General features: G+C 35.4%; 23 protein-coding genes, 1 tRNA gene and 4 pseudogenes. 11 read left to right on the forward strand and 17 right to left on the reverse strand.

Going from position 1 to position 25,395, the window contains the following annotated elements; all coding sequences use genetic code 11:
- Positions 1-397: 397 nt before the first annotated feature.
- The 4 genes from CD039_RS12205 to CD039_RS12215 all read right to left on the reverse strand — a co-directional run bounded on the left by CD039_RS12205 (position 398) and on the right by CD039_RS12215 (position 1,804).
- Positions 398-550, reverse strand: coding sequence for an IS3 family transposase (locus tag CD039_RS12205; protein ID WP_103370871.1), 153 nt, complete (start codon positions 548-550; stop codon positions 398-400).
- Between the two features lie 483 nt (positions 551-1,033).
- Positions 1,034-1,444, reverse strand: coding sequence for an IS30 family transposase (locus tag CD039_RS12210; RefSeq protein WP_142384374.1), 411 nt, complete (start codon positions 1,442-1,444; stop codon positions 1,034-1,036).
- Complete coding sequence (locus CD039_RS11765) at positions 1,354-1,656, reverse strand: hypothetical protein (RefSeq protein ID WP_142384367.1); 303 nt, start codon at positions 1,654-1,656, stop codon at positions 1,354-1,356. Before CD039_RS11765 ends, CD039_RS12210 begins: the two co-directional genes overlap by 91 nt.
- Entirely contained in the window at positions 1,634-1,804 is a 171-nt protein-coding gene (locus tag CD039_RS12215; RefSeq protein ID WP_103370872.1) for a helix-turn-helix domain-containing protein, read from the reverse strand. Before CD039_RS12215 ends, CD039_RS11765 begins: the two co-directional genes overlap by 23 nt.
- A 333-nt stretch (positions 1,805-2,137) precedes the next feature.
- Here CD039_RS12215 and speC point away from each other — a divergent pair, with 333 nt between their 5' ends.
- Complete coding sequence (speC, locus tag CD039_RS01690) at positions 2,138-4,312, forward strand: ornithine decarboxylase (protein WP_103370873.1); 2,175 nt, start codon at positions 2,138-2,140, stop codon at positions 4,310-4,312.
- Between the two features lie 13 nt (positions 4,313-4,325).
- Positions 4,326-5,651, forward strand: coding sequence for a putrescine-ornithine antiporter (gene potE, locus CD039_RS01695; RefSeq protein WP_103370874.1), 1,326 nt, complete (start codon positions 4,326-4,328; stop codon positions 5,649-5,651).
- Between the two features lie 125 nt (positions 5,652-5,776).
- Here the strand turns inward: potE and CD039_RS11990 are convergent.
- The 5 genes and pseudogenes from CD039_RS11990 to CD039_RS12140 all read right to left on the reverse strand — a co-directional run.
- Positions 5,777-5,929 (reverse strand): annotated as a pseudogene (locus CD039_RS11990) (transposase); the annotation flags it as partial.
- A 323-nt stretch (positions 5,930-6,252) separates the two neighbouring features.
- A complete protein-coding gene (locus CD039_RS11995) occupies positions 6,253-6,435 on the reverse strand; it encodes a transposase (protein ID WP_240595064.1) in 183 nt (60 codons plus the stop codon).
- An 18-nt stretch (positions 6,436-6,453) separates the two neighbouring features.
- Entirely contained in the window at positions 6,454-6,750 is a 297-nt protein-coding gene (locus CD039_RS12000) for a hypothetical protein (RefSeq protein WP_240595078.1), read from the reverse strand.
- A 955-nt stretch (positions 6,751-7,705) separates the two neighbouring features.
- A pseudogene (locus CD039_RS12010) lies at positions 7,706-7,948 on the reverse strand (IS3 family transposase); the annotation flags it as partial.
- Between the two features lie 316 nt (positions 7,949-8,264).
- Positions 8,265-8,393, reverse strand: a complete 129-nt coding sequence (locus CD039_RS12140) for a hypothetical protein (protein WP_260843939.1) — start codon at positions 8,391-8,393, stop codon at positions 8,265-8,267.
- 209 nt (positions 8,394-8,602) lie between these two features.
- Here CD039_RS12140 and CD039_RS01710 point away from each other — a divergent pair, with 209 nt between their 5' ends.
- A complete protein-coding gene (locus CD039_RS01710; RefSeq protein WP_103370875.1) occupies positions 8,603-9,523 on the forward strand; it encodes a cation diffusion facilitator family transporter in 921 nt (306 codons plus the stop codon).
- Between the two features lie 1,499 nt (positions 9,524-11,022).
- On the opposite strand, the pseudogene CD039_RS01715 reads toward CD039_RS01710, so the two are convergent.
- Positions 11,023-12,338: pseudogene (locus CD039_RS01715) on the reverse strand (ISL3 family transposase).
- Positions 12,339-12,554: 216 nt separating this feature from the next.
- Here CD039_RS01715 and CD039_RS01720 point away from each other — a divergent pair.
- The gene (locus CD039_RS01720; protein ID WP_103370876.1) at positions 12,555-12,737 is read left to right on the forward strand and encodes a hypothetical protein; all 183 of its coding nucleotides are present in this window, start codon (positions 12,555-12,557) and stop codon (positions 12,735-12,737) included.
- 1,431 nt (positions 12,738-14,168) lie between these two features.
- On the opposite strand, the pseudogene CD039_RS12220 reads toward CD039_RS01720, so the two are convergent.
- The 4 genes and pseudogenes from CD039_RS12220 to CD039_RS01730 all read right to left on the reverse strand — a co-directional run.
- Positions 14,169-14,695: pseudogene (locus tag CD039_RS12220) on the reverse strand (IS30 family transposase); the annotation flags it as partial.
- On the reverse strand, positions 14,686-14,904 hold the full coding sequence (locus CD039_RS12225) for a hypothetical protein (protein WP_390612065.1): 219 nt from the start codon (positions 14,902-14,904) through the stop codon (positions 14,686-14,688). The pseudogene CD039_RS12220 and the gene CD039_RS12225, both read right to left, overlap by 10 nt.
- Before the next feature lie 33 nt (positions 14,905-14,937).
- Positions 14,938-15,111, reverse strand: a complete 174-nt coding sequence (locus CD039_RS12230; RefSeq protein WP_390612066.1) for a helix-turn-helix domain-containing protein — start codon at positions 15,109-15,111, stop codon at positions 14,938-14,940.
- 715 nt (positions 15,112-15,826) lie between these two features.
- A tRNA-Arg gene (locus tag CD039_RS01730) sits at positions 15,827-15,898 on the reverse strand.
- Between the two features lie 155 nt (positions 15,899-16,053).
- Between CD039_RS01730 and clpP the strand changes: the two genes are divergently transcribed.
- Positions 16,054-16,638 carry an ATP-dependent Clp endopeptidase proteolytic subunit ClpP gene (gene clpP / locus CD039_RS01735; RefSeq protein ID WP_002472926.1) on the forward strand — a complete coding sequence of 195 codons (585 nt, stop codon included), beginning with the start codon at positions 16,054-16,056 and terminating at the stop codon, positions 16,636-16,638.
- Between the two features lie 36 nt (positions 16,639-16,674).
- Here clpP and CD039_RS01740 read toward each other — a convergent pair whose 3' ends face one another.
- The 3 genes from CD039_RS01740 to CD039_RS01750 all read right to left on the reverse strand — a co-directional run bounded on the left by CD039_RS01740 (position 16,675) and on the right by CD039_RS01750 (position 17,840).
- Positions 16,675-16,923, reverse strand: coding sequence for a hypothetical protein (locus CD039_RS01740; protein WP_103370877.1), 249 nt, complete (start codon positions 16,921-16,923; stop codon positions 16,675-16,677).
- Positions 16,924-16,994: 71 nt separating this feature from the next.
- Positions 16,995-17,519: a hypothetical protein gene (locus CD039_RS01745; protein WP_103370878.1), complete on the reverse strand. Its 525-nt coding sequence runs from the start codon at positions 17,517-17,519 to the stop codon at positions 16,995-16,997.
- Positions 17,520-17,573: 54 nt separating this feature from the next.
- On the reverse strand, positions 17,574-17,840 hold the full coding sequence (locus CD039_RS01750) for a hypothetical protein (RefSeq protein WP_103370879.1): 267 nt from the start codon (positions 17,838-17,840) through the stop codon (positions 17,574-17,576).
- Between the two features lie 283 nt (positions 17,841-18,123).
- Here CD039_RS01750 and CD039_RS01755 point away from each other — a divergent pair, with 283 nt between their 5' ends.
- From CD039_RS01755 to eno, 6 genes are all read left to right on the forward strand, one after another.
- A complete protein-coding gene (locus CD039_RS01755; protein WP_103370880.1) occupies positions 18,124-19,140 on the forward strand; it encodes a sugar-binding transcriptional regulator in 1,017 nt (338 codons plus the stop codon).
- 63 nt (positions 19,141-19,203) lie between these two features.
- On the forward strand, positions 19,204-20,211 hold the full coding sequence (gap, locus tag CD039_RS01760; RefSeq protein ID WP_049408544.1) for a type I glyceraldehyde-3-phosphate dehydrogenase: 1,008 nt from the start codon (positions 19,204-19,206) through the stop codon (positions 20,209-20,211).
- 132 nt (positions 20,212-20,343) lie between these two features.
- Positions 20,344-21,534, forward strand: a complete 1,191-nt coding sequence (locus tag CD039_RS01765) for a phosphoglycerate kinase (protein ID WP_002472906.1) — start codon at positions 20,344-20,346, stop codon at positions 21,532-21,534.
- 56 nt (positions 21,535-21,590) lie between these two features.
- Positions 21,591-22,352 (forward strand): triose-phosphate isomerase, encoded by a 762-nt coding sequence (gene tpiA / locus CD039_RS01770; RefSeq protein ID WP_049408547.1) that lies wholly within the window; start codon positions 21,591-21,593, stop codon positions 22,350-22,352.
- A 1-nt stretch (position 22,353) separates the two neighbouring features.
- Positions 22,354-23,871 carry a 2,3-bisphosphoglycerate-independent phosphoglycerate mutase gene (gene gpmI, locus CD039_RS01775; protein WP_103370881.1) on the forward strand — a complete coding sequence of 506 codons (1,518 nt, stop codon included), beginning with the start codon at positions 22,354-22,356 and terminating at the stop codon, positions 23,869-23,871.
- Positions 23,872-24,023: 152 nt separating this feature from the next.
- The gene (eno, locus tag CD039_RS01780) at positions 24,024-25,328 is read left to right on the forward strand and encodes a surface-displayed alpha-enolase (RefSeq protein ID WP_070503092.1); all 1,305 of its coding nucleotides are present in this window, start codon (positions 24,024-24,026) and stop codon (positions 25,326-25,328) included.
- Positions 25,329-25,395 lie beyond the last annotated feature (67 nt).

Here is a 25,395-nt window from a genome sequence, read left to right on the forward strand (position 1 = left end):
GTATGGAGCGGAATATTTATATTTCATACTTTAAAAGATAATTTCCAATTAAAATGAGCTCAAGTGAAATAATATAAATTGAGCTCAGACATAGGAATGATCAGTTCATTTTGGAAAAAGAACCAAAAACGCTCATTATTGGCACTTTGGTGTAAGAAATTAATACACAATCAAAAAAATATACAAAGGGAGTGCCAATATGAGCTGTTTACATGATACAATATATGTTCATTTAAGTAAAGTGTTACTTAAATGAACATATATTGTATTAAAGTGGGCACTAAACTATTAAGTAGATAAGTCTGGGACATAAATCCCCAAAAAAGTACTAAGATGTTTTTGTACTGAACTCCAAAAGTTGTACTTAGTATACTATATTAAAGATTAGTTTTCTATATCACGTAGAAGACAGGCCTTTTAGTTTTATTTTAATCCTCGTATTAATATAGAAATTTACATATTCATGTATTGTACTTTCCAATTGTTTGAAATATTCATACGTTTTTCTATAAAATATCTCTTGTTTTAATAATACGAAGAAGTCGTGAATTTCAAGTTTAACTTAGTTACTCATTCTTAATGAACCATGTTATTTCGAAGTCGTCATTTTTATTTATGTCGTACCTTCTATATGGAGAAGGAACAGTGTAACCTTATTGATGAACAAATGCTTTCCATTCTGTTTCCTTTGGGTAGAAACACTGTGACGAAAGGCTCCATGTCAAAAGGCATAAAGAAGTTATCTCTTTAATTCAAGATGATGAAGCTCTTCAAGAAATCGCTCATGTGGTGTCTGTCCATCCAACGGTTTTCTTGGGCAATCATTTATATATTATTGAATCTTCTTAACTTCATACGGTGTGACGCCGCTTAAGCTCATACCTTTCGGTAAAAAGCGACGAATCATTGTATGTTGGTTCTCGCTTGTTCCTCTTTTCCATGAGGCAAACAGATGAGCGAAATAGACTGAAACCTGACCTTTAAGCTGTAAGGTTAATAAGCTGAACTCAGACCATTATCAGCCGTTATCGATTTATATATATATCATATAGTGATTAAGCTGTGTCTGAAGGGTCATGATAGCTTGAGTTACAGATTGAGCACACTTGTTTTTAATAAGTATGAGTTTTTCAAATCGTGTCTTGTGTTCCACAAGTGTTAAGAGGACAGGTTCTGATTTATCTTTAGAACCAATACCCTTATCAATTTCCCAATGACCGAATTCTTTACGTGTTTTAATCGCTTGAGGTCGTTCGTCAATACTCTTACCAAATATACGTTGATGAGAGCGATGACATGACTTATTTTTAGAGTGTCGACGACACTTCTCCTGAAGATAAATATTACGTGTTTTTAACTGACCTTCATCGATCCAAGTATATAAAGTTGTCGTACAAGGAACCGGTTCGTCTTCGAAAGTGTCGTTGCGTTCTGCATATAAAATAAGTGCTTCAGGCGATCAGTGATTGTCAATATTCTCTCGTCAGCCCATTCGATAAAGTCAGGATTATGAGCACGAATTCCTTTAGGACCGCAATTGAGACGCTTTTCTTTATAGCGATAGTGGGCACGTTCAGGTTCATAGTCGACCGAGCCATATTCATACTGTTTTTCATTGTGGTTTTGTTGCTTTTTAATGACCTCGTTGAATCTCATTATTCATTGTTTGAGGGGCATAGGGTAAACGACGCGCAATTTCTCTGTTTGATAGACCACTAAAATGGAATGCTTTGATTTTTCCTCTTTCTCCATAAGAGAGATGTGTTCCTTTACGTGACTTCGGGTTATAATAAGTCTGCGTCATGTGAACTTATTCACTTATTGTTAGTGTGGTAACTTCAATAATAATATGAAATTCATATGGCGTTTTTTGTATACATTTTTAAGGTGGCTAACTTAATAGTAAAATCCACCGTCGTAAATTATTACATTGTATCTTTATAAAAATGTTATTAATCAAATATAAAATACTTTTTAAGAAAAAATAATTTTATTTAGTACTAAAAACATGATTTTTACGATAGAGTTTGATGATTAGTGAAAAAATCACAAAATAGCATATAAGAGTTAACATCTTAAATCAAAAGTATTATACTAAGTGTGTAGAAGAAATCATTAAGGAAATGGGGAATTATTTATGAAGTTTTTGAAAATAGCTACGTCAAATGAAGCGCGGAGTCATTTTTCAACAGAAAGAGAGGAGGTTTCCATATATGATAAAAGCGTTGACTTAATAGATTTAGGAGCAGCAGTTATAATGGACTACGAACAATTTTTTATTGAGTTAGTCGAAGAAGAAAAACTGGATATACCTATTTTTATAATAAAAAATGATGAAGCTGTTAGTAATAAAATGCCTGAGAGACAGATAGATCTCAAAAATATTGATTATATTATAGACATACGTGACAGTAATAAAGAATATAATTCAAAAAAGCTTGAATATGCTGTTCAAAAATATGAAGATAATGTTCTGCCTCCCTTCTTCCAAACTTTAGCAGAATATGTTGATAGAGGAAATGTTCAGTTTGATTGTCCAGGACACCAAGGGGGACAATATTTTAAAAAACATCCAGCAGGTAAACAATTCTATAAATTCTTTGGGGAAAATATTTTTAGAGCTGATATTTGTAATGCTGATGTTGATTTGGGAGATTTACTTATCCATGAAGGTCCTGCTATGGATGCTCAAAAGCATGCAGCTAAAGTTTATAACGCAGATAAAACATACTTTGTTATGAATGGTTCTACTACTTCAAATAATATTGCAATATCATCTGCAGTAATGCCGGACGACTTAGTTTTATTTGATAGAAATAATCATAAATCAGTATACATTTCTTCACTTATAAAAGATGGTGGTCGACCTGTATATATGCAGACCAATCGAGATTCTTATGGCTTTATAGGAGGAATCTATGAACAAGACTTTGATGAAGATTATCTAAGAAAAGAAATCGCGAAAATTGATCCTGAAAGAGCCAAATGGGATCGGCCGTTTAGATTAGCTGTTATCCAATTAGGAACATATGATGGAACAATATATAATGCTAGACAAGTTGTAGATAAAATTGGACATCTATGTGATTATATTTTATTTGATTCTGCATGGGTTGGTTATGAACAATTTATACCTTTAATGAAAAAATCCTCACCATTGTTATTAGATCTTGATGAAAACGATCCTGGTATATTTGTTGTTCAATCCACACATAAGCAACAAGCAGGTTTTTCTCAAGCATCTCAAATTCATAAAAAAGATCGTCATATCAAAGGTCAAAAACGATATATAAATCATAAACGTTTTAATAATGCCTATATGCAATACGCATCTACTTCACCATTTTACCCTATGTTTGCTTCTTTAGACATTAACGCAAAAATGCAAGAAGGAGTTCAAGGGGAAAAACTTTGGAATGATTGTCTAGCCACTTCTATAAAAGCACGAAAACGAATAATACAAGAATGTAAATATATTAAACCATTTATTCCTGAAAAAGCAAATGGTTCAAATTGGGAAGATGTCGAAACACAAGAATTAATTAGCAACCTTGATTATTGGAAGTTTCTCCCAGAAGAAAAATGGCATGGGTTCGAAGGATACGGGAGAGATCAATATTATATAGATCCAAACAAATTTTTATTAACAACACCTGGTATTGATACGGAAGATGATTCATATATGGAATTTGGAATTCCAGCAGTAATATTAGCTAATTACCTGAGAGAAAATGGTATTATACCAGAAAAGAATGATTTGAATTCGATTTTATTCTTAATGACACCTGCTGAAGATGACGCAAAAATGAATAATTTAATCGCTAAATTGATTAAGTTTGAAACATTAATAGATGAAGATGCACCATTAGAAAATGTTTTACCAAGATTATATAGAGAAAACCACGAACGCTATGAAGGTTACACAATTCGAGAGCTCTGTCAAGAATTACATGACTTTTATAAAGAAAGAGATACGAAAGAATTTCAAAAGAAAATGTTCAAAAAAGAATTTTTACCTGAGTATGTAATGACTCCTTATGATGCTAATGTTGCTTTATTAGAGAATAACGCAAAATTAGTGGATCTAGATAATATTGAAGGAGAAATTGCTTTAGAAGGAGCACTACCTTACCCTCCTGGCATCTTCTGCGTGGTTCCAGGTGAAAAATGGAGTGAAACTGCACAGTCTTACTTCAAAATTTTAGAAGAAGGTATAAACCTTTTCCCAGGATTTGCTCCTGAAATTCAAGGAGTATATTTTGAAAACGAAGAAAATAAAGTTAAAGCATATGGATATGTTTTAAAGGATTAGAAGGTGTTACATTATGGCTGAGAAAAAGAAAATGAGTGTGACCCAATTAACTATAGTTACAGCGGTAAATATGATGGGGTCTGGAATTATTATGTTGCCTACAAACCTAGCGCAAGTGGGGACGATGTCAATCTTATCATGGTTAGCAACCACAATTGGAGCTGTATTGTTAGCTTTCATTTTTGCTAGAGCTGGATTATATAGCTCTAAAGGTGGAGGTATGGGCGGATATGCAGAATATTCGTTTGGTAAAGCTGGAGCATTTATGACCAATTATACTTATGGCCTTTCATTAGTTATAGCAAATGCAGCGATAGCAATATCAGCAGTTGGATATACAGCGGAGCTATTTCATGTGAGCATAAGTCCTTTAGCAACCGCATTTTGGACTATTATAGTGTTATGGGTAGCAACGATTTTAAACTTTGGAGGACCAAGAATTACAGGTCAAATAAGTTCAGTTACAGTATGGGGGGTTATTCTTCCAGTAGTATTTATATGCATAGTTGGTTGGTTTTATTTTAGTGGACATAATTTTGCTAAGATGTGGAATCCTCATAATTATAGTTTCTTTGATGGTATGAGTAAGTCTATCTCTATTACCCTGTGGGCATTTCTAGGATTGGAATCAGCTTCTGCAAATAGTGATGCAGTGGAAAATCCAAAGAAAAATGTGCCTATAGCTGTAATGGGAGGGACAATTGGTGCAGCTATTATGTATATAATATCAACAAATGTAATATTAGGGATTTCTCCTATTCGTGAGTTAGCACATTCAAATGCGCCATTCGGATTAGCTTTTAGTCAAATGTTTACCCCGACAGTTGGTAATATAGTTATAGCTCTTATGATTATATCTTGTTTTGGTTCATTAGTTGGATGGCAATTTACTATTGCAGAAGTGTTTAGAACATCAGCAGATGAACGATATTTTCCTAAAGTTTTTTCAAAAACAATTGGAAATGGTGTGCCATTAGTAGGAATGATAGTTATTACTATACTTCAAACATTGATATCCTTAATGACAATAAGCCCTTCTCTATCTAAACAATTTACAATTTTGGTGAATTTAGCAGTGGTAACTAACGCCATACCATACGTGTTAACAATGGCAAGTATCAAGACCATGCAAAAAGAATCGAATGTTAATGTCAAACCCAAAAGAGCGAATTGGATCAATATCATTGGCTTAATAGCCGGTATTTATACACTCTATGCTATATACTCAGCTGGAGGAACAGCTGTTTATTACGGAGCAATTGTAACGTTTGCTGGTTGGACATTATACGGTATTATTTCTCATCGTTTCGATACTGTAAATAAAAATGATTCTATTTAATTCTAGTATAGAAATTTCTCTTCACCTAATATGATAGGGGGCTATAAGACAATAAGACTGTGTCTTAAACGGCACAGTCTTATTTTTAGCTCTTTGTCAATAACGGTTGGTGAGGGTCAAACGCACTAAGCAACTTGTTTTTGTTGTTTGGTGCATTTTTTATATTTACTTACGAACATCCTAAAAATAATAAGTATTCTAGCTTTGAAGTTTTCAAAGTTTCTATAACCGTAAGATAACCGCTTAATTAATTTTATTTTGTTATTAATGCCTTTTAAGAGCCTAATCGTTAGTTAAGGATAATAAATTGTATTTTTTATATATACGGTAAAAACTAGTTAAAGTATTGATAACGCGCTTTAACCCCTTAGAAACAGGTTTAGATTTTGAAGTGTTAAGGATATAGTTAATCGATAAATATCATTTAATCTTAATGCGTCGAGTATTTGATGCACGATGTTATATTATAAGTTTCATGTAATAAATCATCTAAGTTTATTAAATATTGAACGAGAGGGTATTCACTCAGCGATAAATTGAACAGGCTGTAAGATTCATAATAAAAGCGATCAAGCTCTATAGGTGATTTTAAGAGATATTTCTAAGAGCGCTTAAGCTTATTGTACTTAGGCTTTTCAGTTGTTCTAAATTGATTCATTATCTTAACACGACACCGATTTATTTTTCTGTTAACGGCTTGTAGGATATGAAAGAGATTGATAATGATTTCAACGTTAGGAAATAGGTCTTCAACTAAACGGATGTACGACGTATACGTATCCATCGTCACAGCTTTCACTCGTCATCGTTCTTCTGAAGAAAACTTTAAAAAGTGTTCTTCTAGCTTAAACCTACGAGGATCAGGTGAAATCTCAATCACATCGTGGTTAACGACACCACAATAAATAAAGCTCATCGCACTCGTCACATCATTCGTTGACTTAAATTCGTCGAATGATAGATACTGAGGTAACTTATGATTCGTTTTGATTTCCGTACCTAAATACTTAAGATGGCGATAAATAGTTGAAGGTGAAACAAAGTGATCCGAAGCAATATCCTTTTCAAATCGTACTTTAGCTAGCTTTTGGATAATCACCAATTTAACATCGGTGGAGATTCGCCAACACGAACGTATATAAGGCGTCTTCGATGTATACGTCTTTTGACAAGCTTTACAATAAAACCGTTGTTTCTTTAGCTCTAAATACGCAGGGCGTTCAAGCACTAATCCCATATAAACGTTCGTCTTAAGAGAGTCGTGCTTAATAACGGTTTGGTTCACATTTTGTTTGCCACAAAAATCACAATGTTCCACATGATAAGATAAATTATCTTCATAAAACTTACATTGTATCTGCTTATGAAAGCACAGTCCTAAATCTTTCGTGATTCTTAAATTCTTCACTTCAATTCCTAAGATATTTGATATATCATAACACATAGGCACAATATCTCTCTTTTTTAGTTTGTTGAGGTACTTACTATTATAGAGATACTCGAGTTTTTTTGGTGTAAAAAGATAAAAATAACGGCTAGTGATTTTCATCACCAACCGTTAAAAAAGTGTCCCCCCCTCAGTGCTTGTTAAAATATACAAGCCACGTTTTGAAAAAATTTTACTTATCGAAAATAAAAAGTACATAATCTGTTTATCAAGGAATTGCGAACTTTTAAAGATAACGTTGTCAATACATGAGGCATATATTCAAATCTATAACCGTTGATAATGATTCGGAGTTCAACTAGACAATTTGATAGCTTCAGAATCAGTTTTCAGTATATTTTGACTATAAATTTGCTACACTAGGGAAGAGGACAAGTGACATCCAACATAAAATAATTCGTCGTTTATTAACTAAAAATATGCGATTAAGTGGTATTTTAGGTCGAAAGGTTTAAACTATTCAATGATATATTAACAATTATCTTAGAGAAAAGTTAGACGGTTAAACTCATCTGGAGTGCTATGCGAGTGAACTTCAAAAGCTTAATCTAATTGTATAATTCTGGCACTGCACCCTTAATATGAGACTCACATAAAAACACTTGAATTAGGCTGCTAATTTACTGTATTGCACAGGAGATAAGTAGCCTAATTTTTGTTGAATTCGATTATTATTATAGTTTTCTATGTACTTTTCGACAATATCCTTTACAATGAAATTAGAGTTATTTAACTCATTGTTGAGATAAAATGTTTCACACTTTAGCGAGGAATGGAAACATCCTATAGGAGCGTTATCAGCAGGTGTACCTTTGCGAGACATACTTCTGATAATGTCTTTTCTTCGTAAAATTCCTTAAATTTTTTAACTGTTGTATTTTCAGTTTTCTCCTTATTTTTCCAACCGTAGTTAAGTTGATTTAGGGACGTTCAACATTTCCAAAAATAATTTCACAGGGTGTTAGTGCTTTAACTCTTCCACTAATTCTATGACTATTTCAGGTACCACTTCCTTGTACTTTTTTAATATCTACTTTAGCTTGATTTCTTCTGTAATTTAACTTTAATTGTTCCAGTTCAGATATTTCTTCTAACCCTTTAAAATAGGAGTATTGTTTGCCCACTTGTTGATTGAACCGATAGGTTTCACATTTTCGATACCATTCCTACCACGTATAGATTTGATATGCACTTTTGATATTTAATTCATACATACTTTCTTTAGTTGTATAACCCTCTTCTTTCATCTTTACTGCTTTAAACTTAGTTTCAACTGAATACGCCACTCTGCGCATAGAAAAAACACCTCCGTATGATTCATATTGATGTGCACCCCAAATGTTGTACTTAAGTTTAGTACATATTTTAACTGAATTCAACGAAAGTTTTTTTAATATTCCAGCTAAATGGAATCAGTCTAAAATTAACAAATCAAAAGGGATTGTTTTTATTTCAAAAAAATGTAAACTAATAGTAGTGATTTAATTAAAGGACAGGATAAATTATGAAAAAAATCAATAATGAAGTTAGCAGAGTTTTGGTAATTTCAACTATTGGAGCTTTTTTATTTGCCGTAATTGGTATATTTCTTGGGATAATATCAAATAGTGATATGGTATTATTGGATGGTTTGTACGCAATACTTAGTTTAATGATTGCTTCTCTATCACTTTTCACTTCAATAATAATAAAAAAACCAAATAGGGAGACTTTCCCATTTGGAAAATATATTTTTCAACCACTTACAATAGTTTTTAATTCATCAATAATGTTTCTACTATGTATATTATCACTAGTTTCATCGGTATATTCCATAATTCAAGGAGGAAGAGATATAGACGCTGATATTGGCTTGTTTTATGGTATATTCTCAACGGTTGGCTGTGGTATTATATGTATACTTCTTTACAGAAAAAGAAATCGTTCAGAATTAATATATGCTGAGTTGATTCAATGGTTATTAGATACCATAGTTAGTTTTGGTTTAGTTCTTGGATTTGTTGTTGTGCATATTCTAAAATATACGAATTATGAATGGTTTGTTCCCTATATAGACCCTATAATGGTTTTATTAGCAGGATCTATATTAATTAGTATGCCTATAAGATTATTCTTTAATAATATTAAAGAAATTTTTTCTATGTCTGCATCAGGTGATGTTCAATATGAGATATTTAATATTGTTAAACAATTAAATACAAAGTATTTGATTACTGATGAAGACCTTAGAATATCTAAGATGGGACAGGTGATTTATATAGATTTACAAAATATAGTGAATTCAAAATCGAAAATAAAAACTATACAAGAAGCAGATGTTTATAGAAATGAATTAATACAAGAAATCAATGATGCATTAAAAAAATATGACAAATGGATGAATATATCCTTTACTGAAGATTATTATACCAGACAAATCAATTAAGTTTTTAACCGAACTGATGAGTAATTACAATAATATATAGTATAATTTATTATTTGACATTTTCGTAGTTGAGATATGAAGAAATAAAATACAAAATTGTTTATTTCAGACGAATTCTCAACTAAAGCACAACACTTCTAAGTCTATAACTTCATAAGTAGTTTCATATTAAGATATTTTTTAGGGTGATGATTAATAGTATTCGAAGTATATTTTAATTGTATCTGAGTTCGTTTTAAGTAAATAAATCTATAAGTAAATATTTGAGTTTTTATTTGTTCCTTTTTGCTATGTACAGTGAAAATCGGAAGGGGGAATCTCAATATATTTATAGCAAGAAAATTATTTACCGTTATAAACGGCGATTGTCTTTATCACTTTTTAGAGAAAGTGTTGATGAGATGATTTATGGCTCTTTTATGCATGACAAGGAATAAGGAAGCATATACTGCAATCCAAAAGTTGCATTATACTATTTCAAAGGTTTGTTTCCCTATATTGTTTAGGAGACAGGCCTTTTAATTATATCTTAACTTGGTATTATTGTAGATATTTAGACACCTTATCAATAACAGTTGGTGAGGGTCAAACACACTAAACAACTTATTTTTGTTGTATGGTGTGTTTTTTAGACGTTCCTGGCAATGTAACAACTTGACGGTGAAAGTCTGTTACATTGCCAGGAGGAACTGTTGGCGAAAAAAATGGTGTCCATCGTGAGATGGAATATGAAGGAAGTCGTACGCAAACACTCGCACTAACGAACAGGAACTTCATATCAAGATTGTGTAAAATATATAAGTTTGCCTAACAAAACAAAATCCACTACCGCCCGAGTTTTATACATTAAATGCAGTAGTGAGATGAGTGAGAAGTGGTTATACCTTACCCGGGAAGGTCTCACCAGCGATAACTTTATCATATTAACAAAGAATGATGAGAAGTTAGCTAAGCTCATAGTAGGGAAAATGTACTGAAGGACCGAACAATATTCATACAAAGTATAGATTGGAGCTTATAGATTTATGACATACAGAATATAATGAAACTTAGCATCCTATGGAGAGATAAGTAGTGGAACGAAAAAGTGGGTATAGGTGCGTTTAGTAAATCTTAGGTAAAATGACAGAAATGTATTGTGACTCTCCATCTTTGATGGAGCTTGTTGTAAGATCAAGCAACATAGAAACTATAATTAAGAGAATACAGTAAAATAAAGGAGCACCTGGTACAGATGGTATGAAAGTGAGCTCACTCACAGTCCATTTCGCTCAATACGGAGAAGCCATAAGAAGAAAACTGCTCGCAGGCATTTATAAGCAGCAAGTAGTTCACAAGGTTAAGGTTGCCCTCCTGAAATCAAATGGGAACAACGTATCTTAGGTGTTTCCGTAGCGCGTGATAGAGTGATTCAACAAGTAATCAAACAAATTATTGAACTTGGAAGCGACAAAAATTTGGCTCTTTGTCAAATTGGACTGGTGAGCCTATATTCGAGCTTAAGCGATATGATTTCGCTTAAGCTCTTTTTTAGGTTTAGAAGCGAAGAATTTATTAATGATGATTAAACGATTGCGCATATTATTCCAGTTTCTATAACCATAAGCGACTCTTTTGAGTGTTTTAGTTTTATTATTGATGCCTTCAATAGGTCCGTTCGTTAGTGTTTCAAAAGTGAAGGTGTTTTTAATAGATGATTCATATTTTTTAAATGTACGAATTACAGTTTTTAACTTTTGGTTGAAACAAGTTGTATCCGTATTGTTAATCACTCGATAGAACTGCTCATAGTTGTTTGTTCTGAGGGCGAAGCCTAAGCCGTGTACGAATAGATACATTGCTTTAAAATTTTCATCTACATCAAGTAAGTAGTTAATCATACTCTGTGCACTTTGTAATGATTTAAATAACTTTCGTTTATCGTAATGAATGGCGTCCAGTTGCTCGCTAGGTTTTAAAATGAGTCTCCAATACCGCTTAAATTTATTATAAAGGGGTCGATTGGTTGTTCTAAAGGTATTCATTAACTCGACTCGAGCCATGTTTAAAGCCCGATTGAGCGATTGTACAATATGGAAACGATCGATGATGATATAAGTCTTAGGAAACATATCATTTATTAAAGACATATACGGTTCGTACATATCAATTGTGACGGTCTTAACGGCTTTGCGTTGATCTAAACTATAACGCGTAAAATAATCTTTCAAGACGAATAAGCGCCGATCAGGCGTTAAATCAACAATTCTATGTGTTACCGCGTCCGCAAAGATAAAACTCATTTTGCCATCGACATTCTTAACGCTACTATATTCATCCATCATTAGATGTTCTGGCAGCGCATCAAAAGGTCGAGGTTGGAAAAACTGCGCTGCCTCATTGATGTAACGCGAAACGGTGGTAATCGATACAGCACATGAGCGCGCGATAACTTTCATCGAACTTGTATCCGTAGCTTTGTGAATAATCGACATAAAATGTCGATTTGAAATATTATGATGTGGCTTGATTTCAGGCGTTTTCGCCGTAAAGTGACTATCACACGTCTGACAGTGAAATCGCTACTTTTTCAGCGATAACAACGCTGGTGTTTCTGAGACTTTAGAATTTTAATATCCGATTTCTTAAAGCCATTCTTAATGATTGAATTTTTCTCATTAGGTTGGCCACAGTTTTCACAGCGTTCAGACGTATAAGTGAGTTTACCGTAGAATACCAGATGAGTAAGTCCTTCAACTTTGATTTCATCCACATCATCTTCAAATGGGAAGTTTTCATCTTTAATTTGTAGTACTTTTGATATACAATCAGACATAGCCGCATTATCTCCTTTTTTATTTGTTTGACCACTTATAATTATAGAGATAAATGCGCCATTTTTGTATTAAAGACAAAAAATGGGGCTGGGAAGTAAATCCATTTTTACTTCACCAGTCCAATTTATTATAGAACCCAAAATTTTCCAAGTCTTCACACGGTTTCCAACCAAAAAGAGGCATGGAAACGGCACTAAACCAAAGTGAAAATTTTTATGAATCAGACATACAAATATGCGATTAATTGTGATTTAAAACAATGTTTTGATATGTTGAACCACGACAAACTCATGTATTTATTCGAACGACATATTCAAGATAAAGCCATCTCGAAATTTATCCGTAGAGGTTTACAAGTCGGTACCGTTGACCTATCTGGCGAAGTCACAGAAAGATAAGTGCGCCACAAGAAGACGTTATATCCCCTCTTACTCTGTAATATCTATTTACATTCAATGGATAAAGAACTCGAAAAGGAGACTCATAAATTTATTCGCTATGCTGATAAGTTCGTCATTTGTGCACGCTCAAAATGTGTAGGAGAATAAATTATGGAAAATATAACACAATTTATTGAGAAATAATTAAAACTGATTGTAAATAAAGATAATAGTAGATGCTACATCACGTATAAAGTTCTTGAGTTGCCTAATGATCCAAGCCAATGGTGTTTATTGTTTCAGACCCACTAAAGAATCTTAAGCGTAAATTGAAATGGTTAATTCGTAGAAGTAGAACAGGTAACTTCGTAGAAATTCGAACACAGATAAACCAGGTAACACGTATATGGATAAATTAATTTGGAAGAGGCTTTATAAAAAGCTTTATCAGAGTAATTCAATCGTGGTCAAACCTTCGTATCAGACAACTTATACTTAAACGATGGAAAAAGCAGAGTATGAAATATCAAAAATCACGAAGTTTGTACTTAGTCATGATGAGACTAAATGTATAACACATTATCGTAAAAAGTATTGGTGATTATTAGCTATACACGAGGTCATCGTGCACTTACAACAAAGAAACATGAGTGGGAATAGAACCACTAATCCAACTTGCAAAGTTCGCTTACACAAGATATTGAATCGTTGTATACGGATCCCTACGTACAGAGGTGTGAGAGGACAAAAAAGTCAAATAATGTTTTTTCTACTACTTGATTAATATTCTCTCAATATTATACTCTTTATTAACTCAAAATGCTCTTCTACTATCTCCAAAAAATCAGCCTTTTCTGAGTCTAAGCTATCTAATATAACTTCATCACTATTATTGTTCTCACTATATTCGAACTTGTTTAAATTATATGTACCTACATATCTAAATTCAATAATTGCTCGATTGTAATTTCTAGATTATTTAGAATTCCTAACAGACTGTTATTAACTCTTAACTTCATCATTATTTTCCTTAGTATAAGTTTCACTAAAATTTCATCGAAATAAAATCACATTATATATTACAAATGGCATGTATAATGTAATTGGATAGATGATGAAAGGGAATGAGATCAAATGAGTAAAACGCTATTATTTAATGCAGCATGGAAGCTTACGAAATTTGATAAGATCATATTCTGTAGAAAACGTGAAAGATTATTTTTTAGAATCTCTAAAAAATAGTATGGTCACAATTCAAACAAACAGAAAGTAATAGTGAAATTGGAGTACCCGAATGGAGGTTACATAAAAACGTAGGTAACGTTTATCTTGCACAAAAGTCAGTTTTAGCAGTTAACTGTAAAGCTTTACTTATCCGTACAGATGGAAATTTGATTCATTTGATTTTTAACACCTAAAAGTCTTTGTTTATTTTTTTAAGATGAATTGTCAATTTAAGCGCAATACTTCTAAATCTAATATTTCATAAGGAGTGTCCCAATTATGACACTTTCTAGGTCTATGATTAATTGCGTTCAAGGCATAGTCTAATTCTTCTTGAGTTACTTTAGCTAAGTCTGTTCGTTTAGTGAAGAATTCTCTAAGTAAACCGTTAGAGTTTTCATTCATGCCTCTTTGCCGTGCAGAATAAGGGTCGGCAAAGTAAATATCGATATTAAATTCGTATTCAATATCTTTATAACACGAAAATTCTTTCTACGATCAACAGTGATTGTTTTTACAGCGCTTTCAGAGAAGGCGTAGATAGGCTGATACATGGTATTTTTCATAGATTGAAATGAACGGTCAGGAATAAGACAACAGTAATAGTATCGAGATTTTCTTTCAGCGAAAGTAGCGATACAACCTTTACTTTTTCCTCTACTTGAAACGACTGTATCAGCTTCCCAGTGACCAAAATCTTGACGCTTTCTAATCTCTTTAGGACGTTGTGAGATGGTCTTGCTTACATTGAAACGACCTCTTGTTTCTTTAGGTTTTTGTCTCTTACTTTTCTGTCTAAGATAATCACTATATCTAACTTCAGTAAGTTAGAATTAATCCATCTATAGATGGATTTGAAAGAGAATTGGCCAGTAAGTAGGTGACCTACGATTTGTTCTGAAGACCAGTGTAACTTCAAATAATGTTGAATGAACTGGCAAAGTGTTTCCGTTATTTTCAATGGACGACCACAACGCGTTTTATTCGCTTTATATTACGTTTGTGCTTGAGGTGCATAGCCTTCTTCCGTCATATTACGCTTAATCTCACGAGATATCGTAGACACTGAACGGCTTAAACGCTTAGCGATAGCTCTCATACAATAGTTTTCTTTTCTTAGAGTCTCTATACTTGAACGTTCATATATAGTAAGATGTAAGTAGTTCATATTGGCACTCCCTTGTATTTGTTTTTAGTCGTGTATTAACATCTTACAACAAAGTGCCAATTATGGGCATTTTTTATGAAATTTTTGGGGTGTTGCACTTAATATTACGATTCGTCTTAAGTTAAAGATGTATGCAAAGTATTATAACAGTATAAGATAGAATGGTTAAAGCTATGGAACGTCATAATGAATTCCTAAAAGAAGTTAAAGTATTAGGAATTAAAGGAATTCGATTAAATATTAAATCAACAACATTAAGAAGTGGCGAAAGAAAAATAAGTAACTTGAGTTTGGATACTACTGAAAACTTTACACTTACCAAATAGAGTTGAATGAAATGGAAAATAGGTAACTGATGTTATTGATATTTATCAAGATAATAAGTCATTAGTAATTACTTTAAAAGAAGGCGACATGTATTTTATGTATAAAATTATGCCACAAGAAATGGATGTTGAATATATTGTTTTTCTAATTAAAAATAAGTAACTTGTATATAGATTTGATGATGAATTTGACAAATAAGAATATACATTAGCAGATGTTAAGATGAGTTAAATACAACGTAAAATAATCACAATTTTAAAGGGGATTGAGTCCCTAAAAAGTCCCTGAAAATTCGTTTTGTATAGTGTATTGTTAATAAACTAATTTAAAAGAACCCCGTAGTTAAGGGGTTCTTTATTTCGAAAGGTGTTAAATTCACACCTAAAAATCTCCTCGAAGGGAATCGAACCCCTATCTTAAGAACCGGAATCTTACGTGTTATCCATTACACTACGAGGAGTTAGTTAAATTTGCGACACTCTTAGTTTACAAATGTTGAGAGAATAGGTCAATATAATAATAGTAACTTGAATCATGCAGGTGTATTACTTTTGACCATGTTTGACTTTTAGGTTAAAATGATTACAGTATTTAGAATCAAGGAGGCAATTACGAATGAATTTAATTCCTACAGTTATAGAAACAACAAACCGTGGCGAACGCGCATATGACATTTATTCACGTTTGTTAAAAGACCGTATCATCATGTTAGGTTCTGCGATTGACGATAACGTAGCAAACTCAATCGTTTCACAATTATTATTCTTACAAGCACAAGATGCGGATAAAGATATCTACTTATATATCAACTCACCAGGTGGAAGCGTGTCAGCTGGTTTCGCAATTTATGACACAATTCAACATATCAAACCAGATGTTCAAACTATCTGTGTAGGTATGGCAGCTTCAATGGGCTCATTCTTACTTGCAGCTGGTGCGAAAGGTAAACGTTACGCATTACCAAACGCTGAAGTAATGATTCACCAACCACTCGGCGGTGCGCAAGGTCAAGCGACTGAAATTGAAATCGCTGCTAACCATATCTTGAAGACACGTGCTAAATTAAACAAAATCTTAGCAGAACGTACTGGTCAATCTATTGATCAAATCGAAAAAGATACAGATCGCGATAACTTCTTATCAGCAGATGAAGCGAAAGACTATGGCTTAATCGATGAAGTTATGCAACCAGAAGAATAGTAAAGTATAAATAAAGTGCCGACTCGCGGGTCGGCACTATTTTTTGGCTTTATTCTGTTGTTTCTCTTCATTTAATTTCTTTCTTATAGCGATAGCATATGCGATGAGCATACCAGTAATTATAATTCCACTAGATCCTGCTAATATTTTAGCCACTATAGAGTCTTTAAATAAAATTACGTCAATGATTTGATAGTAGAAGAAGAGCCATACTGGTGTTAACGCTAAAGTTATGGCCACTAGATTTCGTGGGGACTGGGACTGTTGGTTTGGGTATTTATTCATAGCTCAACCTCCATCTCTTTTGTCTACTATGCTACAGAAATTATTAATGAGATTAAAGGTTATATGAGTAGTTATTCTAATCCTTGAGATTTAGCCCAATCGATTTGATCTTGAACCCATGGGTCTGGTTTAGGCGCTGAAGGCTGATCTGCAGCTTTTTCTGTCCCAGGCATAGGGAACATTGCATCACCAGCAGGAAGATCAGTTAGTCCATGTTTTTTCGCATAAGCGTTAAAAGCTTCAATTGCACGATCTTGTTCTTCTTCTGTCAACTCTTGTCCCGGAGCGAATGGATAATAGTCATCTTCATTATATTGTTCTTGAATTTGAGCGTTTTGAGCAGTTTGTTGATTCTGTGTTACTTGTTGATTTTGCTGTTCGACTTGAGTGTTGGCCACTTGCTCTTGCTCCTGCACGTTATTATTCTGATTCTCATCTTTAGCTTTCTTTTTATGCTTTTCTTTAGCTTTATCATTTTTCTTAGAGTGTTCCTCTTTCTTGTGATGAGAAACGTCACTACTTTTCTCGTCGTGATGCGATCCACATGCGGCCAGTACAATTATACTTCCAAGTGCGAGTGATATGAGTTTCTTCAATTTGCTAATCTCCTTTACAACGAGCTGTTTATCCGATGTAAATCTTCAGCCCTTTTAGATGAAATGTAAGAAGAAATTGAGTATAAAGGTTAATAGAATTGAAATGATGATTGAGAATAAACATCCACTCATGCACCCTGTGCCACCGCAACCGCCATAACGTTGAACGTAGATGCGACGTCCGCCATCCATATCGTCATTGTAATAGGGGTCACGTGTGTCCCGGTCGTGTTGATTTCTGAAATAATCATCGTCTTTATAGCGACGATCTCCTGGTTCAATCACTTCCTGGTCCTGATAGTGTTTATTATCGTTAGCCATATGCTCACTTCCTTCTCATTTATTAGTTTACTTCATTACTAACCTTTTTTGCGTATTAGAAACCCTTTTTATGTGTAAAATATGATTATTTATAACCTTTTGGGGTATTTAAAGGATAGAAGAAATTTTAACGCAATCGAGATAATTCTTTTCCTTGCATTTTATAAATGTCAGGAGTAGTATACTAACTGTAAAGATAATATTTTTTTGTCCCACGAGGGACGCAATAAGTCAACCTAGGGTTAAACTTTGACCTACGTCGAATGATTGGAGGAGGATAGTAGTGCAAGATTTGATTAAAGTGCAACAAAGACTCGTTCCTGAACTTGTTGATAAGATGTACCGACGATTCTCAATTCTCACTACTATTGCTCATAAACAACCAGTTGGAAGACGTAGTTTGAGTGAATCCATGGGGATAACAGAACGTGTCTTACGTTCAGAAACTAACGCCTTAAAGCAGCAAGAGCTGATTAAAGTCAAGCCGACGGGCATGGAGATTACGATGAAAGGTGAAGAAACGGTTCGCCAATTGAGTAATTACTTCAATGCCTACTCGGACAATCACCAGCTCGCCCAACTCATCAAGGAACAATACGATATACAAGATGTCTTTGTAATTCCGGGCAATTCGGATAAAGAACAATCCGTGAAGATTGAGATGTCCAAACAAGCTGGTGAGATGGTTGAATCGATTCTATACGACGGTGCAGTTGTTTCCGTCACAGGTGGTTCAACGATGGCATATGTTAGTAACGCCATGCACGAACAAGATTACAAAGTATTCTTCGTGCCAGCGCGAGGCGGTTTAGGAGAGAATGTAGGATATCAAGCCAATACCATCGCAGCAAGTATGGCGCAACAAACGAAAGGCGACTACACGACGTTATATGTCCCGGATAATGTGAGTGAATCGACATATCACTTGCTGATGGAAGAGCCTTCAGTTATCCAAACGTTAGACAAGATTAAGCAATCAGACATTACGATACACGGCATTGGTGATGCGCTGAAGATGGCCGAACGACGCCAGTCTTCTCAAGATGTAGTGAATAAACTTCAACATCACAATGCTGTAGGCGAAGCATTTGGGTATTACTTCGATGAACACGGAGAAGTCGTTCATCGTGTGAAGACAATTGGATTACAGTTGGAAGACTTGAAATCCAAATCGCATATCTACGCTGTAGCAGGTGGCGAATCGAAAGGTGAAGCGATTAAAGCTTATCTTGAAATCGCGCCGAAGAACACAGTGTTAATTACAGACGAAAGTGCAGCCCAAATGATTACACGCTCATGATTAAGGTTACAACAAAGTGACAATCACTTTTTGAAAATATCATTTTAAAGGAGGCCATTATTTATGGCAGTTAAAGTAGCAATCAATGGTTTTGGAAGAATCGGACGTTTAGCATTTAGAAGAATTCAAGATGTAGAAGGCATCGATGTTGTTGCAGTTAACGATTTAACTGACGACGAAATGCTTGCTCATCTTCTAAAATACGACACTATGCAAGGTCGTTTCACAAGCGAAGTTGAAGTAATTGATGGTGGTTTCCGCGTAAATGGTAAAGAAGTGAAATCATTATCTGAAGCAGATCCAAGCAAATTACCTTGGAAAGACTTAGACATCGACGTTGTACTTGAATGTACAGGTTTATTCACTGAAAAAGAAAAAGCACACGCTCACATCGACGCAGGTGCTAAAAAAGTATTAATTTCTGCACCTGGTAAAGGTGACATGAAAACAATCGTTTATAACACAAACCACGATATCTTAGATGGTTCTGAAGAAATCGTTTCAGGTGCTTCATGTACTACAAACTCATTAGCACCAGTTGCGAAAGTATTTAACGACGAATTCGGTTTAGTAGAAGGTTTCATGACTACTATCCACGCATACACTGGTGACCAAAACACTCAAGACTCACCACACAAAAAAGGTGACAAACGCCGTGCTCGTGCAGCAGCTCAAAACATCATTCCTAACTCAACAGGTGCTGCAAAAGCAATCGGTTTAGTTATTCCTGAAATCGACGGTAAATTAGACGGTGGTGCACAACGTGTACCAGTAGCTACAGGTTCATTAACTGAACTTACAGTTGTATTAGACAAAGATGTAACTATCGAAGACGTTAACCAAGCAATGAAGAACGCTTCAACTGAATCATTCGGTTACACTGAAGACGAAATCGTTTCTTCTGACGTAGTAGGTATGACTTACGGTTCATTATTCGATGCAACTCAAACTCGTGTAATGACAGTAGGTGACCGTCAATTAGTTAAAGTTGCAGCTTGGTACGATAACGAAATGTCTTACACTGCACAATTAGTACGTACTTTAGAACACTTAGCAAGCCAAAGTAAATAATTGCTAGAATACCAACAATAGGCCGTGCCTTTGTGCTATCATAGAATTGCAATAGGCTTAGGAGTAAGCGGGGAGCACAAGCGCTTCTCCGCTTATTTTTACTTTATGTTCCATTAAGAGGAGGAAGTTCATATGGCAAAGAAAATTGTTTCTGACTTAGATTTGAAAGGCAAAACTGTACTTGTACGTGCTGATTTCAACGTACCTATGAAAGATGGGGAAATTACGGATGACAACCGTATCGTTCAAGCGTTGCCAACGATTAAACATATCATCAAAGAAGGTGGTAAAGTCGTACTCTTCTCTCATTTAGGTAAAGTGAAAGAAGAAAGTGACAAAGAAAGTTTAACGCTTGCACCTATCGCTAAAGATTTATCTTCTAAACTCGATCAAGACGTAACTTTCGTACCTGAAACACGTGGTGAGAAACTTGAACAAGCTATCAAAGACCTTAACGAAGGTGATGTATTGCTCGTTCAAAATACTCGTTTCGAAGATTTAGATGGTAAGAAAGAGTCTAAGAATGATCCAGAACTCGGTAAATATTGGGCTTCTTTAGGCGATGTATTCGTTAATGACGCATTCGGTACAGCTCACCGTAAACATGCTTCCAACGTAGGTATCGCATCCAACTTAGAAACAGCTGCAGGATTCCTTATGGACAAGGAAATCCAATACATTGGTGGAGTCGTTGAGAACCCTGACAAACCTGTAGTCGCTATTCTCGGTGGAGCTAAAGTGTCTGATAAGATCAACGTAATTACAAACCTTTTAAATATAGCTGAAAAGGTACTTATCGGCGGCGGTATGGCTTACACATTCTTAAAAGCACAAGGTAAAGAAATCGGTCAATCTCTACTTGAAGAAGACAAGATTGATTTCGCTAAAGAATTGCTCGACAAATCAGGTGACCAAATCGTGCTACCTGTAGACGTTAAAGCGGCTTCAGAATTCTCTAACGATGCAGATATTCAAGAAGTATCTGTAGATGACATTCCAGAAGACAGAGAAGCGCTTGATATCGGACCTAAGACAGTAGAATTATTCAAACAACAACTCGAAGGTGCACATACAGTAGTATGGAACGGACCTATGGGTGTATTCGAGTTGAGTAACTTTGCTAAAGGTACGATTGGCGTTTGCGAAGCGATTGCTGAGTTGAAAGATGCGAACACAATTATCGGTGGCGGTGACTCAGCTGCAGCAGCTAGTTCTTTAGGTTACGGAGACAAATTCAGCCACATCTCAACTGGTGGCGGTGCATCATTAGAATACTTAGAGGGTAAAGATTTACCAGGTATTGATGCAATTAACGATAAATAAGATATTAATTTGAACTCATTTTACCAATAAGATAATGATCAAATGGAGTGATAATAATGAGAAAACCAATCATAGCAGGTAACTGGAAGATGAATAAGACAGTTCAAGAAGCGAAAGATTTCGTCAATGAGCTACCTACTTTACCAGATACTGACCAAGTCGAATCTGTGATTTGTGCACCAACGATCCAACTTGACGCTTTAATCACTTTAGTTAAAGAAGGTAAAGCTGAAGGATTGAAGATCGGTGCGCAAAACGCATACTACGAAGATAGCGGTGCATTCACAGGTGAAACATCTCCTGTCGCATTAGCAGACTTAGGCGTACAATACGTTGTCATCGGCCACTCAGAACGCCGTGACATCTTCCATGAAACAGATGAAGAAGTGAACAAGAAAGCACATGCGGTATTCAACCACGGTATGACGCCTATAATCTGTGTAGGTGAATCAGACGAACAACGTGAAAGTGGTAAAGCGAACGAAGTTGTAGGTAACCAAGTTAAGAAAGCAGTTGAAGGCTTATCTGACGACCAATTACGTGAAGTTGTTATCGCTTATGAACCTGTATGGGCAATTGGTACAGGTAAATCTTCAAACGCTGATGATGCCAATGAAATGTGTGCACACGTGCGTCAAACACTTGCGGATCTTTCTAGCAAAGATGTTGCTGAAGCGGTTCGTATTCAATACGGCGGCAGTGTGAAACCTCATAACATTGAAGAGTATATGGGTAAAAGTGACATCGACGGCGCTTTAGTTGGCGGTGCGTCACTTAAAGTAGACGACTTTATGAAATTGTTAGAAGGTGCGAAGTAATATGGCTAAGCAACCAACAGCACTCATCATCTTAGATGGTTTCGCTAACCGTGAAAGTGAACACGGTAATGCAGTGAAACAAGCACATAAACCTAACTTTGATCGTTACTACAATCAATATCCAACGACACAAATTGAGGCAAGCGGTTTAGATGTCGGCTTGCCTGAAGGTCAAATGGGTAACTCTGAGGTCGGCCACATGAACATTGGTGCCGGACGTATTGTTTATCAAAGTTTAACGCGTATCAATAAATCTATTGAAGATGGCGATTTCTACGATAATAAAGTGTTAAACGAAGCGGTCAACCACGTGAAGAAGAACGACTCAGCTTTACACGTGTTTGGTTTGCTATCTGATGGTGGTGTACACAGTCACTACAAGCACTTATTTGCGATTCTTAAATTAGCTCAGCAACAAGGTGTCGACGAAGTTTACGTTCACGCTTTCCTAGATGGTCGTGACGTAGACCAGAAATCGGCCCTCACATATATCGACGAGACAGAGCGTCAATTTAAAGAGATTGGCGTAGGTCAATTTGCTTCTGTTTCTGGTCGTTATTACGCGATGGACCGCGATAAACGTTGGGATCGTGAAGAGAAAGCGTACAACGCGATTCGCAACTTTGACGGACCAACGTATGCTTCTGCTAAAGAAGGTGTAGAAGCGAATTATGCGAATGACGTTACAGACGAATTCGTTGAGCCGTTTATCGTCGAAGGACAGAACAATGGTGTGAACGATGGCGATGCAGTCATCTTTTACAACTTCCGCCCTGACAGAGCAGCGCAACTTTCTGAAATTTTCACTGACAAAGCATTTGATGGCTTTAAAGTGGAACAAGTTAAAGATCTTTACTACGAGACTTTTACTAAATACAACGACAATGTTGACGCTGAAATTGTGTTTGAAAAAGTGGATTTACACAACACAATCGGTGAAGTTGCTCAGAATAACGGCTTGAAACAGTTACGTATTGCTGAAACTGAGAAATACCCTCATGTGACGTACTTCATGAGTGGTGGACGTAATGACGAATTCGAGGGTGAACGTCGTCGTCTCATCGATTCACCGAAAGTTGCAACATACGACTTGAAACCAGAAATGAGTGCGTACGAAGTTAAAGATGCGCTGTTAGAAGAGTTGGATCAAGGTGATTTAGATTTAATCCTACTCAACTTTGCTAACCCTGACATGGTAGGGCACAGTGGTATGCTTGAACCGACGATTAAAGCAATCGAAGCGGTCGACGAATGTCTCGGCGAAGTCGTTGACAAGATCATCGACATGGGTGGTCATGCGATTATCACAGCCGACCACGGTAACTCTGATATGGTTTTAACCGACGATGACGAACCGATGACTACACATACGACGAACCCAGTACCAGTCATTGTTACTAAAGAAGGTGTCACTTTAAGAGAGACAGGTCGTCTTGGTGACTTGGCACCTACTTTATTAGATTTACTCAATGCGAAACAACCGGAAGAAATGACGGGTGAATCACTGATTAATCATTAAATTGGCAAGGTGGTAAAAGGTGCGTTTTTATCTTAGCCTTACGTGCCTTTTGCCTATGCTTATGCAATGATTAAAACATTTTATAAATCTGAAGATAGAGATTATAATGTAAGTGAACAATTAGAAAACCACTGACAAAGGAGATTATACACATGCCAATTATTACTGATGTATATGCTCGCGAAGTCTTAGACTCACGCGGCAACCCAACTGTTGAAGTCGAAGTTCTTACTGAGAGTGGCGCATTTGGTCGTGCACTCGTACCTTCAGGTGCTTCTACAGGTGAACACGAAGCAGTTGAATTACGTGATGGCGATAAAAATCGTTACTCAGGTAAAGGTGTTCAAAAAGCAGTAGAGAACGTGAACGAAGTTATCGCACCTGAAATCGTTGAAGGTGAATTCTCAGTTATCGATCAAGTATCTATCGATAAAATGATGATTCAATTAGACGGCACTGATAACAAAGGTAAACTCGGTGCGAATGCAATTCTTGGTGTATCTATCGCAGTTGCACGTGCAGCAGCAGAATACACTGATCAACCACTTTACAAATACTTAGGTGGATTTAACGGTAAACAATTACCAGTACCTATGATGAACATTGTTAACGGTGGTTCTCACTCAGATGCACCGGTTGCTTTCCAAGAATTTATGATTTTACCTGTAGGTGCTGAATCATTTAAAGAATCTTTACGTTGGGGTGCTGAAATCTTCCACCAACTTAAAGCAATTCTTAAAGATCGTGGTTTAGAAACTGCAGTAGGTGACGAAGGTGGTTTCGCTCCGAAATTCAAAGGTACTGAAGATGCAGTTGAAACAATCATGGAAGCAATCAAAGCTGTTAACTTAGAACCAGGTAAAGATGTGTACTTAGGCTTTGACTGCGCATCATCTGAATTCTACGAAAATGGTGTATATGACTACACTAAATTCGAAGGAGAAAATGGTGCGAAACGTTCTGCAGAAGAACAAGTAGATTACCTTGAAGAATTAATCAACAAATATCCAATCATCTCTATTGAAGATGGTATGGATGAAAATGACTGGGACGGTTGGAAAGTATTGACTGACCGCATCGGTGACCGTGTTCAATTAGTAGGTGACGACTTATTCGTTACTAACACAGTGAAATTGGCTGAAGGTATCGAAAAAGGTATCGGTAACTCAATCTTAATCAAAGTAAACCAAATCGGTACATTAACTGAAACATTTGATGCGATTGAAATGGCTCAAAAAGCAGGCTACACTGCAGTTGTATCTCACCGTTCTGGTGAAACTGAAGACACTACCATTGCTGACATTGCAGTTGCAACAAATGCAGGTCAAATTAAGACAGGTTCACTTTCAAGAACAGATCGTATTGCAAAATACAATCAATTATTACGTATTGAAGATGAACTTTATGAAACTGCTAAATTTGATGGCATTAAATCATTCTATAACTTAGAAAAATAATTTAACTCACAATATATGAGTTCACGCGCTTAGTTTAGCCGGGGTTGTTAGTCAACCCCGGCTTTTT

Source organism: Staphylococcus argensis, assembly GCF_002902305.1.
GTDB lineage: Bacteria > Bacillota > Bacilli > Staphylococcales > Staphylococcaceae > Staphylococcus > Staphylococcus argensis.

What these genes read in the sequence shown, in the direction of transcription:
- CD039_RS11765 (WP_142384367.1), bottom strand. Translation starts at nt 1,656, where the DNA reads ATGAGATTCAACGAGGTCATTAAAAAGCAACAAAACCACAATGAAAAA.
- CD039_RS12215 (WP_103370872.1), bottom strand. Translation starts at nt 1,804, where the DNA reads ATGACGCAGACTTATTATAACCCGAAGTCACGTAAAGGAACACATCTC.
- speC (WP_103370873.1), top strand. Translation starts at nt 2,138, where the DNA reads ATGAAGTTTTTGAAAATAGCTACGTCAAATGAAGCGCGGAGTCATTTT.
- potE (WP_103370874.1), top strand. Translation starts at nt 4,326, where the DNA reads ATGGCTGAGAAAAAGAAAATGAGTGTGACCCAATTAACTATAGTTACA.
- CD039_RS11995 (WP_240595064.1), bottom strand. Translation starts at nt 6,435, where the DNA reads ATGGATACGTATACGTCGTACATCCGTTTAGTTGAAGACCTATTTCCT.
- CD039_RS12140 (WP_260843939.1), bottom strand. Translation starts at nt 8,393, where the DNA reads ATGCGCAGAGTGGCGTATTCAGTTGAAACTAAGTTTAAAGCAGTAAAG.
- CD039_RS01710 (WP_103370875.1), top strand. Translation starts at nt 8,603, where the DNA reads ATGAAAAAAATCAATAATGAAGTTAGCAGAGTTTTGGTAATTTCAACT.
- CD039_RS01720 (WP_103370876.1), top strand. Translation starts at nt 12,555, where the DNA reads ATGAATCAGACATACAAATATGCGATTAATTGTGATTTAAAACAATGT.
- CD039_RS12230 (WP_390612066.1), bottom strand. Translation starts at nt 15,111, where the DNA reads ATGAACTACTTACATCTTACTATATATGAACGTTCAAGTATAGAGACT.
- clpP (WP_002472926.1), top strand. Translation starts at nt 16,054, where the DNA reads ATGAATTTAATTCCTACAGTTATAGAAACAACAAACCGTGGCGAACGC.
- CD039_RS01740 (WP_103370877.1), bottom strand. Translation starts at nt 16,923, where the DNA reads ATGAATAAATACCCAAACCAACAGTCCCAGTCCCCACGAAATCTAGTG.
- CD039_RS01750 (WP_103370879.1), bottom strand. Translation starts at nt 17,840, where the DNA reads ATGGCTAACGATAATAAACACTATCAGGACCAGGAAGTGATTGAACCA.
- gap (WP_049408544.1), top strand. Translation starts at nt 19,204, where the DNA reads ATGGCAGTTAAAGTAGCAATCAATGGTTTTGGAAGAATCGGACGTTTA.
- CD039_RS01765 (WP_002472906.1), top strand. Translation starts at nt 20,344, where the DNA reads ATGGCAAAGAAAATTGTTTCTGACTTAGATTTGAAAGGCAAAACTGTA.
- tpiA (WP_049408547.1), top strand. Translation starts at nt 21,591, where the DNA reads ATGAGAAAACCAATCATAGCAGGTAACTGGAAGATGAATAAGACAGTT.
- gpmI (WP_103370881.1), top strand. Translation starts at nt 22,354, where the DNA reads ATGGCTAAGCAACCAACAGCACTCATCATCTTAGATGGTTTCGCTAAC.
- eno (WP_070503092.1), top strand. Translation starts at nt 24,024, where the DNA reads ATGCCAATTATTACTGATGTATATGCTCGCGAAGTCTTAGACTCACGC.